We start from the raw sequence: 14,818 nt of genomic DNA, 5'->3' as shown, positions 1-14,818 counted from the left end.
GCCGTCACTCCTCTAGTCCATCCCGCGTTGCGAGAAGCTTCTCGACCAGTCGCATCTTCATGACGCGCCCAGTGAGGTTCTTCGGAACCTCACTCATGATGATCACGCGGCGCGGCTTCTTGTACGCCGCCAGCCGCGCAGCGGCGAAATCCGCCAGTTCGTCCGCGGACGGCGTGGCGCCGGGCCTTGGGACGATCACGGCGCAGATCATCTCGGTCAGCCGCGCATCCGGAAGCCCCACGCAATGCGCTTCGGCGACGGCGTCGTGCTGCTGCAGCACCTGCTCGATCTCCGAGGCATACACGTTGATGCCGCCGCTCTTGATGATGTCCCGTTTGCGGCCGACGAAATGCAGCAGGCCATCGGCGTCCAGGCGCCCGAGGTCCCCCACGGTGAGGAAGTCGCCGCGGCGGGTGCTCGCGGTCAGGTCCTCGTCCTCGAAATAGCCGTCGTACTGCGATTCGCTGCGGCAGCAGATCTCGCCGACCTCGCCGGGCGCGACTTCGCGGCCTTCGTCGTCCAGCAGTTTCAGCTCGACGCCGAAGAAAGGCCTGCCGACGCAGTTGCCGTCCAGGTGACGGGCGACATCGGCTCTCCTGAGATTCGCGTACGGCCCCACCTCGGTGGAAGCTGCATAGATGTTCAGCACGCCTTCGCCCAGCTTGTCGAGCAGGCAACGCTTCAGGACCACCGACAGGTTGCCGGCGCCCGACTGGATGACCCGCAGGCTCGAAAGGTCGGCCTCCTGCCAGCGGGGGTGGTCGACCATCGCCTGCAGCATCGCCGGCAGAAGCATGGTCGACTGGATGCGCTCCCGCTCGATCACCTCCAACGCCGCGCCGGCGTCGAAGTGCTCGAGCAGCGTGACGCTGGCGCCGAGGTAGAGCGGCAGGAGGGTGTAGACGCAGCCCGCGCTGAGGCAAAGGGGCAGTGCCGCAAGCGTGCGGTCATCGACTGAAAAATCCTGTTCGATCGCGCGTTCTTCGAATCCGAACCTCGATCGCAGCGTGCCTTTCGGGCGGCCGGTGGTCCCGGAGGTGTGCAGCATGATGGTGCTGCCTTCGCGCCCGCCTGGCGGCTCGCGGTGGCTTGCATCCAATAGACTGTCCCAGCACAGCGCGCTGTCAGGCACAGACCGGGCCGCGTCGGCGAACCAGATCTGCCGGCACGCACCATTCGTTGCGGTCGCCGCGCGCGTTTCGAAGCCGGAACCGACGAGTACGAAGCGTGCATGCGCGGCCTCGACCCCGTAGCGCAGGTCGTCATCGGCAAGCCGGTAGTTCAGCGGGGCCGGCACCGCTCCTATGCCGGTGAGCGCGAAGTATGCAACGAGCATGTCGGGATGGTTCACCGACAGCATGGGGACCTTTTCCCCGGGCTCGATGCCCAGCCCCGCCAGCGCGGCCGCTGCCCGCTCGGCGCGATCGAGGAAATCGGCGTAGCTCAAGGCCTGCGTACGGAAGCGCAACGCGGTGCGGTGGGGCACGCGCCGGGCATTGAGGCGCAGGGCGTGGAGCAGCGGCATGCCCATGGTGGTTCCCTCAGTGAAAGGCCGAGATCCCGAGCACTTCGCGACCGATGATGAGCGTCTGGATTTCGGTCGTGCCCTCCGGGATCAGCCCGCCGCGGGTGTCGCGGAAGATCCGCTCGATGGGCAACTCCTCGCTATAGCCCGATCCGCCATGCACCTGCAGGGCCATGCTGGCGACTTCGTGCGCCGCCTCTGCGGCGTACAGCTTGGCGATCGAGCATTCGGTGCGCGCCGTGCCTCCCTGGTCCAGGGCCCACGCGGCCCTGTACCCGAGCGACCGCGCGGCCTCGCACCTCACCATCATGTCGACGATGAGTTTCTGGACGAGCTGGAAGCCAGCAATGGGGCGCCCGAACTGTTTTCGCTGGCGCGCGTAGTCGATCGAGAGATCGAGCGCGCACCTCGCGGCGCCGACTGCCCCCATGGCTACGTTCAGCCGACCGAAGTTCAATCCCGTAAGAATGGCCCTCAGTCCTTCGCCCTCGGTCCCCAGAAGGTTGGCCTTCGGCACGACCGCGTCGCGGAAGTCCAGCTGCGAGGTGCCGGTGGATCGGATGAACATGACGTCGGCCCGGCGGGCCTCGTAGGAGGTTTCTTCGCGATCGACGATGAAGAGGCTGATCCCGCCGTCGCAGCGCTCGCTGTAAGTCCGGGCCACGAGGACGCCGAAATTGCCGTGCACGCCATTGGTGATCCACAGCTTGCTGCCGTTCACGAGCCAGTGATCGCCTTGGTCCACTGCCCGGGTCTCGATCCCTGCGACATTCGAGCCGTGGTTCGGCTCCGTGATCGCCATCCAGTGGCGCAGCCTGCCGGCGAGGAGCGGCTGCAGCCATCTGCGCTTCTGGTCCGGCGACCCTTGCCCGTGCAGTATTTGGGCCAGGATGTTCAGCGAATTCATCATCACGCGCAGCGACAGCCAGCTGTAGCCCGCTTCCTCCATCAGGATGGCCCAATCGACGTAGCTCATGCCGAACCCGCCGTCCGCTTCGGGAAGCAGCCCCCCGAGGTAGCCGAACTGCTGCAGTTGCGGAAGCAGGTCCCACGCGAACTCGCGCTCCCGCTCGCACTGCGCGATGCGTGGCGCGACCCGTTCGCGCATGAAGCGCCGGATGCTGGCGCGCAGGGTGTCCTGTTCTGGAGTGAACCCGAAATCCACTTCGTGCGTTCTCAGGTTGCGTAGCGCCCGCCGGTCACGTGCAGCGTGGCCCCGGTGATGTACCCGGCGGGTTCGCCGGCGAGGAAGCAGACGGCGCTCGCGATGTCGCGCGGAACGCCCAGGCGGCCGATCGGCGTGCGCGCCAGCGCGTTGTCGCGTATTTTCTGGTAGTGGGGCAGGTTGCGGACGCCGCCGGTCTCGATGAAGCCGGGTGCGATCGTGTTGACGGTGATGCCGTCACGCCCAAGTTCGAGCGCCAGCGCCGCCGAAAAGCCCAGGATGCCCGCCTTGGCGGCTGCGTAGTTGGCCTGTCCCGGGTTGCCCAGGTGGGCGCGCGACGAAATGTTGATGACCCGACCCCAGCCGGCATCGGCCATCAGCGGGGCCACCGCGCGCGTGCACAGGAAAGCGCCCTTGAGCACCGTGTCGACGACCGCATCCCAATCGTCTTCCGTGAGACGGGTGATTCGCGCATCGCGCGCGAAACCGGCGTTGTTCACGAGAACGTGCACACTGCCGAACGCATCCACTGCGGCTTGGACCAGGCGTTCGACGTCGGCTGCGCGGGTGACGTCCGCGGCGACGGAGATCGCCGCATGGCCGGCTTCAAGCAATGCGGAGCAATGGCCGGCCGCAGCATCGCTGTCGATGTCCGTAACGACGATGCGGGCGCCTTCTTCGGCGAGCGCGAGCGCCGTTTCCGCGCCGATGCCCCTTGCCGACCCCGTGACGATGGCGACCTTGTCCTTCAATCCGAGATGCATGATGGGTCTCTCCCTCGACTCAGCCCAGGAGCTCGTCGTCGTGTTCGCCGATGAAGGGCGCCGGATTCGGCCGGGCCGCGGGGGTGCGGCTGAAGCGCGGCGCCGGCGAGGGCTGCACCACGCCGTGGCTTTCGAAGAATGTCGCCCGCGCCACGTTGTGCGGATGGGTGGCGGCCTCCGCGGTGCTGAGCACGGGTGCGAAACACACGTCGGTGTTCTCCAGAAGCTTGCACCAATGCGCCGATGGCTTCGACCGGAACACGGCGGCGATCCGCGCCTTGAGCGCGGGCCAGGCGGCAGGATCGCGCTGACGCTCGAATGCGGCGTCCTTGTCCAGGCCGAGTTTCGCGAGCAGCAACGCGTAAAACTGAGGCTCGAGCGAGCCGATCGAGATCCAGCGGCCGTCGGCGCATTCGTAGGTGTCGTAGAAGTGCGAACCTCCGTCAAGGAGGTTGCCCTGACGCTGGTCACGCCAGAGCCCGAGCCCGCGCAGTTCGCAGACGATGGAGGTCAGGAGGGCGGCGCCATCGAGCACGGCGGCATCGACGACCTGCCCCCGGCCGGAACTGCGCGCCTCCAGCAGCGCACACACGATGCCGAACGCCAGCATCATCCCCCCGCCACCGAGATCACCGACCATCGCCGCGGGCGCGACAGGTCCGCCTTCCTTGCGGCCGATGGTCGCGAGCGCGCCCGACAACGCGATGTAGTTGATATCGTGCCCGGCGGATTGCGCAAGCGGCCCATCCTGCCCCCAGCCGGTCATGCGGCCGACGACGAGCCTGGGGTTGCGCTGCAGCAGGGCGTCCGGTGCCAGGCCCAGCCGTTCTAGCACGCCCGGCCGGTAGCCTTCGATCAGCGCGTCCGCACCGTCGATCATGGTCATCGCCTTACCGCGATCGGCCGGGTCCTTGAGGTCCAGGGCCACCGAGCGGCGGCCGCGATGCAGGACGCTGCGACGGCCGGAGGCAAGGAATCCCGGCGCGCCGCGGTCCTTTCCTTTGTCGGCCTTGCGCTCGACGCGCACGACGTCGGCGCCCATGTCCGCGAGCATCATCCCGCAAAACGGCCCGGGGCCGATACCTCCCAGTTCGACGATTTTCAGCCCCGCCAGTGGACCTGCCATGCCTGCTTCTCCGGTGTTTCGATCAACCCAACCAGCGCTTGCGCCGCCGATAGTGCTTCACATCACGAAAACTCTTGCGTCCCCCGTCGCGGTCCAGTCCGAGGTAGAACTCGCGGACATCCTCGTTGGCACCCAGTTCGCCCGCAGCGCCTTCGAGGACGATGCGGCCGCTCTCCATCACATAGCCGTAGTCGGCGAGTTCCAGGGCAACGCGCGTGTTCTGTTCGACGATCAGGAGCGCGAGGCCGTTCCCGCGCAGGCGGTGAAGGACGGCAAACACCTCTTCGATCATTCGAGGCGCCAGGCCGAGGGAAGGCTCGTCGATGAGCATGAGGCTCGGCTCGGCCATGATGGCGCGTCCGATCACCAGCATCTGCTGCTCGCCACCGGACAGGTAACCCGCCGTTCGCGTGCGAAGGTCAGCCAGGCGCGGGATTGCCTCATATACACCGTCGAGCGCGCGGCGCATCCGGGCCGCGTTCGCGAACATGTGCCCGCCGATGACCAGATTCTGCTCCACGGTCATGTGGGGAAGCACGCGCCGCCCTTCCATCACGTGGACCAGGCCGGAGCGCACGACGCTGGCAGTTTCGCGGCCGGCAATGGCCTGCCCGGCGAACGCGATGCTGCCGCCGGAGACGCGGCCGTCGTCCGAGGCGATCACCCCCGAGATGGCCTTGAGCGTTGTGCTCTTGCCCGCCCCGTTCGCGCCGAGCAAGGCCACGCAACCCTTGGGCGCCACCTTGAGCGACACGCCCTTGAGGGCCAGGATCACATTCGAGTAGAGCACCTCGACGTTCATCAACTCCAGCAGCGCATCGGCCATCTTCGCCCTACCACTTCGGAATGGCCGGCACCGGCGCATCCGCCGCGACCCGGACAACCTTTCCGTCCTTCATCGTGGCGATGTTCACTTTGGCGCTGCCGGTCGGGAAGGGGTTCTCGGGCTTGAAGTCGACACCGGGCAGGAGACCCATCAGCTGCGCGCCGGTGAAATCGGTGGAGATAAGCGCCGCGTGCACCGCCTCGCCCGTGACGCCCGTGGCGCCCTTGGCTTTTGCGGCCGCCTCGACCGCACGGACCGCGACGATGGCCTGACCCATGCCCAGCATCGTCATCGAATTCCATCCCGCCTTGGCGCCGTACTTCGACTGCAGCATCGAATAGAACTTGCGGGCAGCGGTGTCGTCCTCGCTGGCGTCGGCGATGGCGCCCACTTCGTAGTCGCCCGCGAACCCGTTGGGATTGCCGAGCGCCTTCGAAGAACCGAGCACGCCGTTGTGCAGCGAAAGCATGATCGGGATGTTCTTGTTCAGCGACTGCAGCGCGCGCTTGGTAGCCACAGCCTGCGCGGTGTTCGTCTGGATCACGATCAGGTCGGTGCCGGCATTGGCCAGGCGACGCACCTGCAGCGTCAGGTCCGCGGGCTGCACCTCCGTCCAGATCGCCTCGACAAACGTCGCTTTGTCGGGATTGGCTTTCGCATACGCCTGCAAGCCCTTGGCCATGTCGGCGTAGGCGGGCGTGGCTTCGGAGGTGATGATCCCCACCTTCACGGGCCGCTTGCCTTCGAGCTTTGCCGTGCGGAACCATTCGATGAAGCCCGCCGCCTCGTGCGAATAGGTCGGGCGCACATTGAGCGCCCACTGGTTCGGCTTCCATCCGAAACCATAGGCCGCTGTTCCGAACAGCATCGGGACCTTGTCCTCCGGCAGGCGCTGCTGCAGGGCCGCAGCGTCCGGGCCGCCCAACCCCAGCACCAGCGCCGGCTTGAGCTCGGCCTTGATGCCGGGCCACAGGCTGGCTGTTTGCGCCACGTCATAACGTGTGTCGTAGGTCTTGAGGGCGATGCGGACATTCATCTTCTCGCCGACCTCCTTGTTCCACCAGTCGATGACCGCCAGCCGGCCACCCTGCATATCATTCATGACGTTGGCGTAGGGGCCCGCGAAGTCGGCGAACGCCGCGAGGTTGACCGTCGTCTGCGCCGAGGCCGCCGAGCCGAGCGCGAGGCCCGTGGCAAGGACGAGGCCGCGGGAGAGAAGTAGGCGTCGAAGCATGGAAATATCCTTTCGAGACGGGCGCCTCATGGCGCGTGTGAGTGGAAAAGTCAGTGGGGGAAGGGCCACAGCCGGTAGTTGGCCTTCAGGATGTTCCAGCGGTGCATCAGCCCCTTGGGTTCGAGAAGCAGGAAGCCGGTGATCACGAGACCGAGAAAAACGTTCATGCTGGCGAACACGAGGTCGGTTCCCAGCCCAGGAAAGCGTTCAATCAGGTTCGGGCCGACGCTCGTGATCGTTTCCTGCACGGCCCGGATGGCGACCGTGCCGACAAGCGCGCCCACGATCGATCCGAGCCCGCCGACGATCATCATCGCGATGAACCATATCGAGTTGAAGAGCGTGAACTGGTCCACGGAAACGAAGCGGATCTGGTAGGCCCACAGGGCTCCGCCGATGCCGGCATAGAACGCGCCGGTCACGAACGCGCGCGCTTTCGTGCCGGCGACGTCGATGCCCATCATGCCGGCGGCCACGTCGTCGTCTCGTACGGCCTCGAAAGCGCGGCCGTGGCGGCTGCGGACGATGCCGAGGGCGCCCGCGACCATGACGGCAGCGGCAATGAGAAAGAGGTAGTAGAGCTTCGCGTCCGAATCGAAAGCGACAGGGCCGAGCCGCGCCGGCTGCAGGCTGAAGCCATTGACCCCGCCGAGCCACGACGACGGTAGGTTCAGTACGACGAAGACGAACAGGAACTGGGCCGCGATGGTGGTGAGCGCGAGATAGAAGCCCTTGATGCGCGCGGCCGTGAGGCCGAACGCCCAGCCCGCCGCGGCCGCGATCACCCCGCCTGCAGGCACGGCCACCCAGAAGGGCAGTCCCAGCTTGACTTCCATCACGCTGGCGCCGTAGGCCCCCACGCCCATGAATGCAGCCTGGCCGAGATTGATCTGGCCGGCATACCCCGTCGTTATCTGCAGGCCGACCACGACGATGGCGGTGATGAACATCAGGTTGGCCACCGCCAGCAGCCGCGGCGACGCGATCCAGGGCAGAGAGAGCAGCAAACCGGCGAACATTGCCAGGGCGAGCCATTGCGCACGCGTGCGAACCAGCGTGCTGTCCCGCTGGTAGCGCGTGAAGAAGACGCCGGACGGATCCATGGTCGTGAAGCCTCTCAGACCCGCTCGATCCGCTTCCAGCCGAACATCCCGTTGGGACGGACCGCGAGCACCACGAGCATGAACACATAGGGCACCACCGAAGCGGCGTTGCCGCCGATCAGCGGATCGATGTAGGCCGAAGTCAGGCCCTGCACGACGCCGACGATCACGCCTGCCAGCAGCAGGCCGCGTATCGATTCCAGCCCGGCGAGGAGCGCCACCGGCAATGCCGCGAAGCCGATCTCCGACGACAGGAACGTGAGCGACTTGCCGCTGAGGTAGACGATCGACGAGATCACGGACAGCACGCCGCCCAGCGCCCAGGCGAAGGCGATGGAACGTCGCACGCTGATGCCCATCGCCAGGGCGATCTGGTGGTCTTCAGCGACCGCGGACATGGCCAGGCCCGTACGGCTGCGGTTGAAGAACCAGTGCAGGCCGAGGGCGAAGACCACCGCGACCACGCCGGCGGCCGCGAGCGGCCGCGGGACGATCATCTCGCCGACAATCAGCGGCTCCAGCCGGATCAACGCAGGGAACGCACGCTCCTGCGGGCCCCAGATGACCAGCACCAGGCCACGGGTGAGGATCAGCAGGCCGATGGTGACCATGATCATCGAGAACACGGATTCGCCGATCAGCCGGCGGAAGAAGAATCGCTCGATCGCCAGCCCCACCAGGACCGCCATGGCCAGGGCGGCCGCGATGCCCACGGCCGGGTGCAGACCGCGCGAGGCCACGGCCCACCAGACGAGAAAGGCGCCCAGCACCAGCATCTCGCCGGTGGCCATGTTGAAGACCTTGCTGGCACGGTAGATCACGACGAAACCCATCGCGACGAGGGCGTACAGCAACCCCAGCAGCGCACCGTTGAGCGTGTAATTCAGGAACTCGATGATCATGCCGCGCCCCCGTTGCCGACGTCCGTGGCGACGACCGTGGCGCGCAGGACGCCCTGCCGGCCGTCCTGGTAGGTCACCGCGATCTCGCAGTCGATTCCGGCCTTGCCGCCGTACAGGCCTTCGATGAGCGTGCGGTAGCGTTGTTCGAGGAACTCGCGGCGCAGCTTGCGGGTACGCGTGAGTTCGCCTTCGTCCGCATCGAGCTCCTTCGGGAAATTCGCGAAGCGGACGACGCGCGAGCCTTCGGGCAGCAGCGTGTTGATGCGGGCGATCTCGCCGCGCACCAAGTCCCGGATTTCGGGTCTCTGGGACAGGTCCGTGAATGTCGAGAAGGCGATGCGGCGCTCTTCCGCCCAGCGAGCGGCGACCCCCATGTCGATGTTGACCAGGGCTGCGACCCAGGGACGCGTCGAATCGCCGAGCACCATCACGTCCTTGATGAACGGCGAGAAGCGCAGCCGGGTCTCGATGAACTGCGGCGGGTAGGCATGGCCGCTCGATAGCCTGACGAGGTGCTCCACGCGATCGAGGAAGATGAACTCGCCGCGCGCCGTGATGCGGACGGCGTCTCCGCTGGCGAACCACCCGTCGCGATCAAGCGCGGCGGTTTTTTCTGGCTTGTTCCAGTAGCCCAGGAACCCTGTGCCGCCGCGCAGCAACAGCTCGCCATCGGCTTCGACCTTCGATTCGAGGGGAGCGCCGAAACCGGGCGCCACGGCAAGCAGGGGCCCCACGGTTTCCAGGTCGTACCGCTGCCCCTTGTGGCCCGCGATCAGGCCGAACTCCGAGCAGCCGTAGATGTTGCGAAGTGGCACGCCCAGGGCATGGAAGAGGCGGAACACGTCGGGCGCCATGGCCGTGCCGCCCGATACCGCTACGCGCGAGCGCAGCAGGCCGAACTGGTCTCGCACGGCATGGAGCGTCAGCACTTCGGCCAACGGCAAGAGCAAGCGCGCGGCAAGCGCCGGCTTGCGCCCTTCGAGCCGGGCCACGCGGACCGCATGCCCGACGCGTACGCTCCAGCGGTACAACCCCCGGGCAAGTGGGCGCGCGTGCAGCATGCGCGCCTCTATCGTGGCGGCAATGCTCTCCCATTGCCGCGGACCGAAAAGGACCATGTGGGGCGACAACTCTCGGATGTTCGGCAGCACCTGGTCGGGGCCCTCGGGAAAGTTGAGCACCAGGGGCAGCATCAAACCCAGCGTCACGCCAAGGAGTTGCTCCGTGATCCACGCGAGCGGCGTGTACGACAGGTATTCCATCCCGGGCTCCAGCGGCAGGGCGCTGAGCATGCGGCTGGCGTTGTCCAGCAGCCAGCGGTGACTGATCATCACCCCTTTGGGCTTGCTGGTGGTACCGGAGGTATAGGTTAGCAGCGCGAGGTCGTCGACGCGGCCTTCTTCCACGGCTAGCCGGAAGCGTTGGGGATGTTGCTGGTGGAGCTTTCGGCCCACCTCGCAGAGCGGTTGGAATCCCTGCAGGAGGTCGTGTCGATACGACCACATTCCAGAATCGTCCCAGTAGGCGATCGCGCACAGGGCGGGCAGCTTGCCCGCGATGGCGAGGGCCTTGTCGACCTGCTCCTGGTCCTGCGCGAAGATGAAGCGGGCCCCCGAGTCCTCGCACAGGTACAGCAACTCATCGGCCGTGGCGTCGGGATAGACCGATACGGTCTTCGCCCCGAGCGACTGGGCGGCGAAGAGGGACCAGAAGTGTTCCGGCTCGTTCTCGCCGATCACCACCGCCGTGTCCCCGCGCTGCAAGCCGAGCGCCGCGGCGCCAAGCGCCAGCGCGCGAACACTTTCCAACACATCCGCCCAGCTATGGCAGCGCCAGATTCCCTTGCGTTTGACGCGTTGCGCCAGCTCACCGGGTCGTGCGTCGGCGTGCGCCAGCAGCATTTGCGGCAGCGTGCCAACGTGCGGCACCGCCGCGACACCTGCGCCGGCAGCGCGGCCGGCCGGGATCGGGGCGGCTCCCGCGATCCGCTGCGAATCAATGTCGCGCGCGTTCAAGCCGGCGCTCCCAGATAGGCCTGGATTACGGCGGGGTCCGCCTGAACCTGCGCCGGCGTGCCATCGGCGATCTTTCTGCCGAAGTCAAGGACGGCCACCCGGTCCGCGAGGTCCATGACCACGCCCATGTCGTGTTCCACCAGCACGACCGGGATGCGCCTGGCCTCCCGGACGTCGATGATGAAGCGCGCGAGGTCTTCCTTTTCTTCGGTGTTCATCCCGGCCATCGGTTCGTCCATGACCAGGACGCGGGGCTCCATTGCAAGCGCGCGGCCGAGGTCCACGCGCTTGCGCAACCCGTAGCCGAGCGCGCCCACCGGCTGGTGGCGGATGTTCTCGATTTCGAGGAACTCGACGATGTTTTCCGCGATTTCGCGATGGCGGGCTTCCTCGTTCCGCGTCCATGGGAAGTACACGAAAGCCTGCGCGAGGCCACCGCGCATGCGCGCGTGGCGACCGATGAGAATGTTGTCGAGCACCGTCATGTGGGGAAACAGGTGCGTGCCTTGGAACGTCCGCACCACGCCATCGCTGGCGATCTGGTGCACCGGGCGCCCGAGGATGTCGAGGCCCTGGTACGTGATGCGGCCCTCTTGAGGCCGGTAGAACCCGCTCAGCACGTTCAGGAGGGAGCTCTTGCCGGCGCCGTTCGGGCCGATGATGGCAAGCATCTCGTCGGCGCGCACCTGGATGCTGACATCGGACAATGCGGTCACGCCGCCGAAACGCAGGGTCACGCCTTCGGCGCTTAGCACCGGCTGCGGGGAATTCGCGGAGAGGCTGGCGGGTTCGCTCACGTCACGAGAATGCGTTGAGGCCCGTGAGCGCCCGGCCGATGATCAGCTTCTGGATTTCCGTCGTGCCGTCTGGAATCGTCATCATGCGGGCATTGCGGAACAGCAGCTCCACGCCGAAATCCTTCGTGATGCCGTTGCCGCCGTGGATCTGCACCGCCTTCGAAGCGACATCAACCGCCATCTCCGTCGCATAGCACTTGGCCATCGCGCTCTCCACTTCGCTGCGCACGCCGTGGTCGATGAGGTTGAATGCGCGATAGATCAGCAGGCGCGCCGCGTCCAGCTCCATGGCCGCGTCGGCCAGCATGCCCTGGATCAGCTGGTGCTGCCCGATCGGCTTGCCGTGCTGCCGCCTCTCCTTCGCGTACGCCACGGCCTTGTCGAGGGCCGCCTGGGCGATGCCCACGGACGTCAGCCCGACCATCGGCCGCGCCTTCTCGAACAGGACCAGGGTGTTTTTCAACCCGGTGCCCGGCTGGATCATCATGTTGGCCGCGGGAACGCGGACGTTGTCGAAGAACAGCTGCGCCGTCGACGTGCTGTTGAGGCCCAGCTTGTCGATGTTGCGGCTCTCGTAGCCATGCTCCTGGCGGTCCACCAGGATCATCGACAGCCCCTTTGCGCCCTCGTCCGAAGTGCGCACGATCACCATGCAGAAGTCGGAATAGTGACCATTGGAGATCCAGGTCTTTTCGCCGTTGACGACGTAGTGGTCGCCATCGGCCTTTGCCCGGCAGGTCACCTCGGCGACGTTGGAGCCCACGCGGGGTTCACTGATGCCGCTGCAGGAGATGATCTCGGCGCGTACCATCCTCGGCAGGTACTTCCGGCGCATCGCCTCGTTGGTGCAGACCTCCAGGGAGTAACCACCGAGCTGCTGGATCAGCAGCGAGATCGCAACGTCCCCGGAGATGCGCGCGAGCCGGTCGTACATCATCGCGTAGGTGAGCCATGGCATGCCCATGCCGCCGTTGGCTTCGGAGATGAGGCCGTTGCCCCCCATGCCGTAGGGCAGCATCATCTGGAAGATCTCCAGCATGCGCTCCTTCTCGATCGGCTTGTCAGGTCGGTACCGCTGCACGATGGGTTCGAGCTTCGAGTCGAGGAAGCGGTTGAAACCCTCGACGGCAAGGCGTTGTTCGTCGGTCGGAAGGAAGTTCATCGTCGATGGGTTGTGGTGTTGGTGGCGGGATGTCGCGCGCGTCGTCAGCGGCCCAGGATCGTGATCGCGCAGACGGCTTCCTCGATGCCGTAGAGCCCCCCGCCGTTTTCGGCGATGGCGAGGCGCGCGCCCTGAACCTGGCGCGCGCCGGCCTCACCGCGCAGTTGCGTGACCAGTTCGTGCAGTTGCCCGATGCCCGTCGCGCCGATGGGGTGGCCCTTGGACTCGAGCCCGCCGGAGGTGTTGATGGGGATCCGGCCCCCTATCGTGGTCGCGCCGCTCTCCGCGAGGGGGCCGCCGGCGCCGAACTCGCAGAAGCCCAGGTTTTCCGACTGGACGATTTCGCCGATCGCGGTCGCGTCATGGACCTCGGCGACCGAGATGTCCTTCGGCCCTACACCGGCGCGTTCGTAGGCCGATTTCGCGGCATTCACGGTGATGTGCCTGTCCACGTCCTGCGGCTGTCGTGGAGAGCCGGTTGCCACCACGGAGGCGAGCACATGGATCGCGCGGCGCCTGTCCTCCAGCCGGGCCAATGCCGATCCGGAGCAAACGATGACGGCCGCCGCGCCGTCGCTGACCGGGGCGCACATCGGCAGCGTCAGCGGGTAGGTGATGGGAGGCGCCGCGAGCACTTCATCGACCGTGTACGTGTTGCGGTACTGGGCAAGCGGGTTGTGCGCGGAATGGCCGTGGTTCTTGGCCGAGACGGCCGCGAACTGCCGCTGCGTGGTCCCGAACTCGCGCATGTGAAAGCGCCCGAAAGCGGCGTAGATGTCCATGAACAGGCTGTACGGCGCCTTCGACGTGCTTCCCTCCGGCGGCTCGACGCCGCGTCCCAGCGAAAGCAACGCCGCCTTGTTGCGCTCGATGTCCTGCACATCCCAGGCGCCGTCGAAAACGCTGAACATCCTGGCCTTGTCGGTGCAGAACATCTTCTCCGCTCCGACGGCGAGGGCCACATCCACCTCGCCGGACCGCACGGCCTGCACCGCGAGATTGAACGCGGAACTCGCGCTCGCGCAGGCATTCTCGAGGTTGTAGACGGGCACGCCCTGGATGCCGAGCGGGCGCAGCGCAATCTGGCCGCGCACCATGGTCTGTCCTTCCAGCACCCCCTGCGTCGCATTCGAGAAAAAGGCGGCCTGGATGTCGGAGGCTTCGAGCCCCGCGTCGGCGAGCGCAGCCGTCACGGCATCGGCGGTGAGTTGCTTGATGCTGCGGTCGAGGAACTTGCCGGTCGGCGTCATGCCGATACCCGCCACGTGGGCGCGAGGGACGGAGATGGAACTCAAGGTTGCTCCATGGATGTTCAGTAGCCCTTGAATTCGGGCTTGCGCTTCTCGACGAACGCTGCGAGACCTTCGCGGATGTCGCGGGAATGCCGGTGCGCGTCCAGCACGAGCCGCTCCAGCCGCAAGGCGGTGGACTGGGACTGGGCCAGGCCGTCGTCGACGGCCTGCTTCATCCTGCGCAGGACGAGCGGACTTTTGGAGGCGATGCGCGAAGCCAGTTGGTCGACCTCGGCGTCCAGAGAAGCGTCGGGAACCACGCGGTTGACGAGCCCCAGCGGAACCAACTCGGAGGCGGGAAGCGTGTCCCCGGTGAAGAGCAGGTACTTCGCTGCGGTGGGGCCGATGCGGCGGGGCAGCACCGCCGCGCCGCCGGCACCCGGGAATACGCCGAAATTCGCGTGCGCGTCCCCGATGCGCGCGCTTTGCGCCGCAACGATCAGGTCACAGGCCATCGCGAGTTCGAGGCCGCCGGCCATCGTGAGCCCATTGAGCGCGGCGATCGTCGGCTTGGGCAGATTGCGCAACCGGTCGATGACGCCGGCCACCTTGTCAAGAAACGCGTTGAGCGGATCTTCCTCGCCGGCCGGCACGGCGCCGCCTTCGAAGACGCCCTTCAGGTCCGCCCCGGCGCAGAAGGCCTTGCCGGTGCCTGTCAGGACGAGCACGCGAACTTCCCGGTCTCCCCCGGCGCGCGTGATCGCATCGTCGAGTTCGGCGCACAGCAGGTCCGACAAGGCGTTCATCGCCTCGGGGCGGTTCAAGGTCAACCACGCCACGCCGGCCCGCCGCTCGAAAGTCAGCGCGCGATAGGAACGCAAGTTTGTCTCCGGGAATTTCTGGAATTCCTCGATAGCGTAGGTGAGAGCCACTCAACTGTCAAGCGTTAGGTAGAACGATCTGCGCG

At 66.5% G+C, this 14,818-nt stretch carries 13 protein-coding genes; all 13 read right to left on the bottom strand.

Features of this window, described 5'->3' with window-relative positions; translation table 11 throughout:
• Nucleotides 1–4: 4 nt before the first annotated feature.
• Genes H8R02_RS00410 through H8R02_RS00350 form a run of 13 tightly spaced genes read right to left on the bottom strand, consistent with a single transcriptional unit; the run spans nt 5 to nt 14,732 of the window.
• Nucleotides 5–1,531: a class I adenylate-forming enzyme family protein gene (locus H8R02_RS00410; protein ID WP_187079377.1), complete on the bottom strand. Its 1,527-nt coding sequence runs from the start codon at nt 1,529–1,531 to the stop codon at nt 5–7.
• 10 nt (nt 1,532–1,541) lie between these two features.
• On the bottom strand, nt 1,542–2,690 hold the full coding sequence (locus tag H8R02_RS00405; protein WP_187079376.1) for an acyl-CoA dehydrogenase family protein: 1,149 nt from the start codon (nt 2,688–2,690) through the stop codon (nt 1,542–1,544).
• 11 nt (nt 2,691–2,701) lie between these two features.
• Nucleotides 2,702–3,454, bottom strand: a complete 753-nt coding sequence (gene fabG / locus H8R02_RS00400; RefSeq protein ID WP_187079375.1) for a 3-oxoacyl-ACP reductase FabG — start codon at nt 3,452–3,454, stop codon at nt 2,702–2,704.
• 19 nt (nt 3,455–3,473) lie between these two features.
• Complete coding sequence (locus H8R02_RS00395; RefSeq protein WP_187079374.1) at nt 3,474–4,580, bottom strand: CaiB/BaiF CoA transferase family protein; 1,107 nt, start codon at nt 4,578–4,580, stop codon at nt 3,474–3,476.
• Nucleotides 4,581–4,602: 22 nt separating this feature from the next.
• A complete protein-coding gene (locus H8R02_RS00390; protein WP_187079373.1) occupies nt 4,603–5,406 on the bottom strand; it encodes an ABC transporter ATP-binding protein in 804 nt (267 codons plus the stop codon).
• Between the two features lie 7 nt (nt 5,407–5,413).
• On the bottom strand, nt 5,414–6,640 hold the full coding sequence (locus H8R02_RS00385) for an ABC transporter substrate-binding protein (RefSeq protein WP_187079372.1): 1,227 nt from the start codon (nt 6,638–6,640) through the stop codon (nt 5,414–5,416).
• Nucleotides 6,641–6,690: 50 nt separating this feature from the next.
• Nucleotides 6,691–7,743 carry a branched-chain amino acid ABC transporter permease gene (locus H8R02_RS00380; protein WP_187079371.1) on the bottom strand — a complete coding sequence of 351 codons (1,053 nt, stop codon included), beginning with the start codon at nt 7,741–7,743 and terminating at the stop codon, nt 6,691–6,693.
• Nucleotides 7,744–7,757: 14 nt separating this feature from the next.
• Entirely contained in the window at nt 7,758–8,645 is an 888-nt protein-coding gene (locus tag H8R02_RS00375; RefSeq protein ID WP_187079370.1) for a branched-chain amino acid ABC transporter permease, read from the bottom strand.
• Nucleotides 8,642–10,660: an AMP-dependent synthetase/ligase gene (locus H8R02_RS00370; protein ID WP_255429105.1), complete on the bottom strand. Its 2,019-nt coding sequence runs from the start codon at nt 10,658–10,660 to the stop codon at nt 8,642–8,644. Before H8R02_RS00370 ends, H8R02_RS00375 begins: the two co-directional genes overlap by 4 nt.
• Nucleotides 10,657–11,457: an ABC transporter ATP-binding protein gene (locus H8R02_RS00365; RefSeq protein WP_354004848.1), complete on the bottom strand. Its 801-nt coding sequence runs from the start codon at nt 11,455–11,457 to the stop codon at nt 10,657–10,659. The genes H8R02_RS00370 and H8R02_RS00365 overlap by 4 nt, the downstream gene beginning before the upstream one ends.
• A gap of 1 nt (nt 11,458) precedes the next feature.
• Nucleotides 11,459–12,619, bottom strand: a complete 1,161-nt coding sequence (locus H8R02_RS00360) for an acyl-CoA dehydrogenase family protein (protein ID WP_187079369.1) — start codon at nt 12,617–12,619, stop codon at nt 11,459–11,461.
• 44 nt (nt 12,620–12,663) lie between these two features.
• Entirely contained in the window at nt 12,664–13,905 is a 1,242-nt protein-coding gene (locus tag H8R02_RS00355) for a thiolase family protein (RefSeq protein WP_354004875.1), read from the bottom strand.
• A 26-nt stretch (nt 13,906–13,931) separates the two neighbouring features.
• Nucleotides 13,932–14,732 (bottom strand): enoyl-CoA hydratase/isomerase family protein, encoded by an 801-nt coding sequence (locus tag H8R02_RS00350; RefSeq protein ID WP_435531257.1) that lies wholly within the window; start codon nt 14,730–14,732, stop codon nt 13,932–13,934.
• Between the last annotated feature and the right edge of the window lie 86 nt (nt 14,733–14,818).

Origin of the sequence: Ramlibacter albus (genome assembly GCF_014297445.1) — a bacterium.
In the GTDB taxonomy this organism is placed as follows: Bacteria; Pseudomonadota; Gammaproteobacteria; order Burkholderiales; family Burkholderiaceae_C; genus Ramlibacter; species Ramlibacter albus.
Note: the sequence above shows the minus strand (reverse complement) of the source record. Positions and strands in the feature narration are given on the sequence as shown.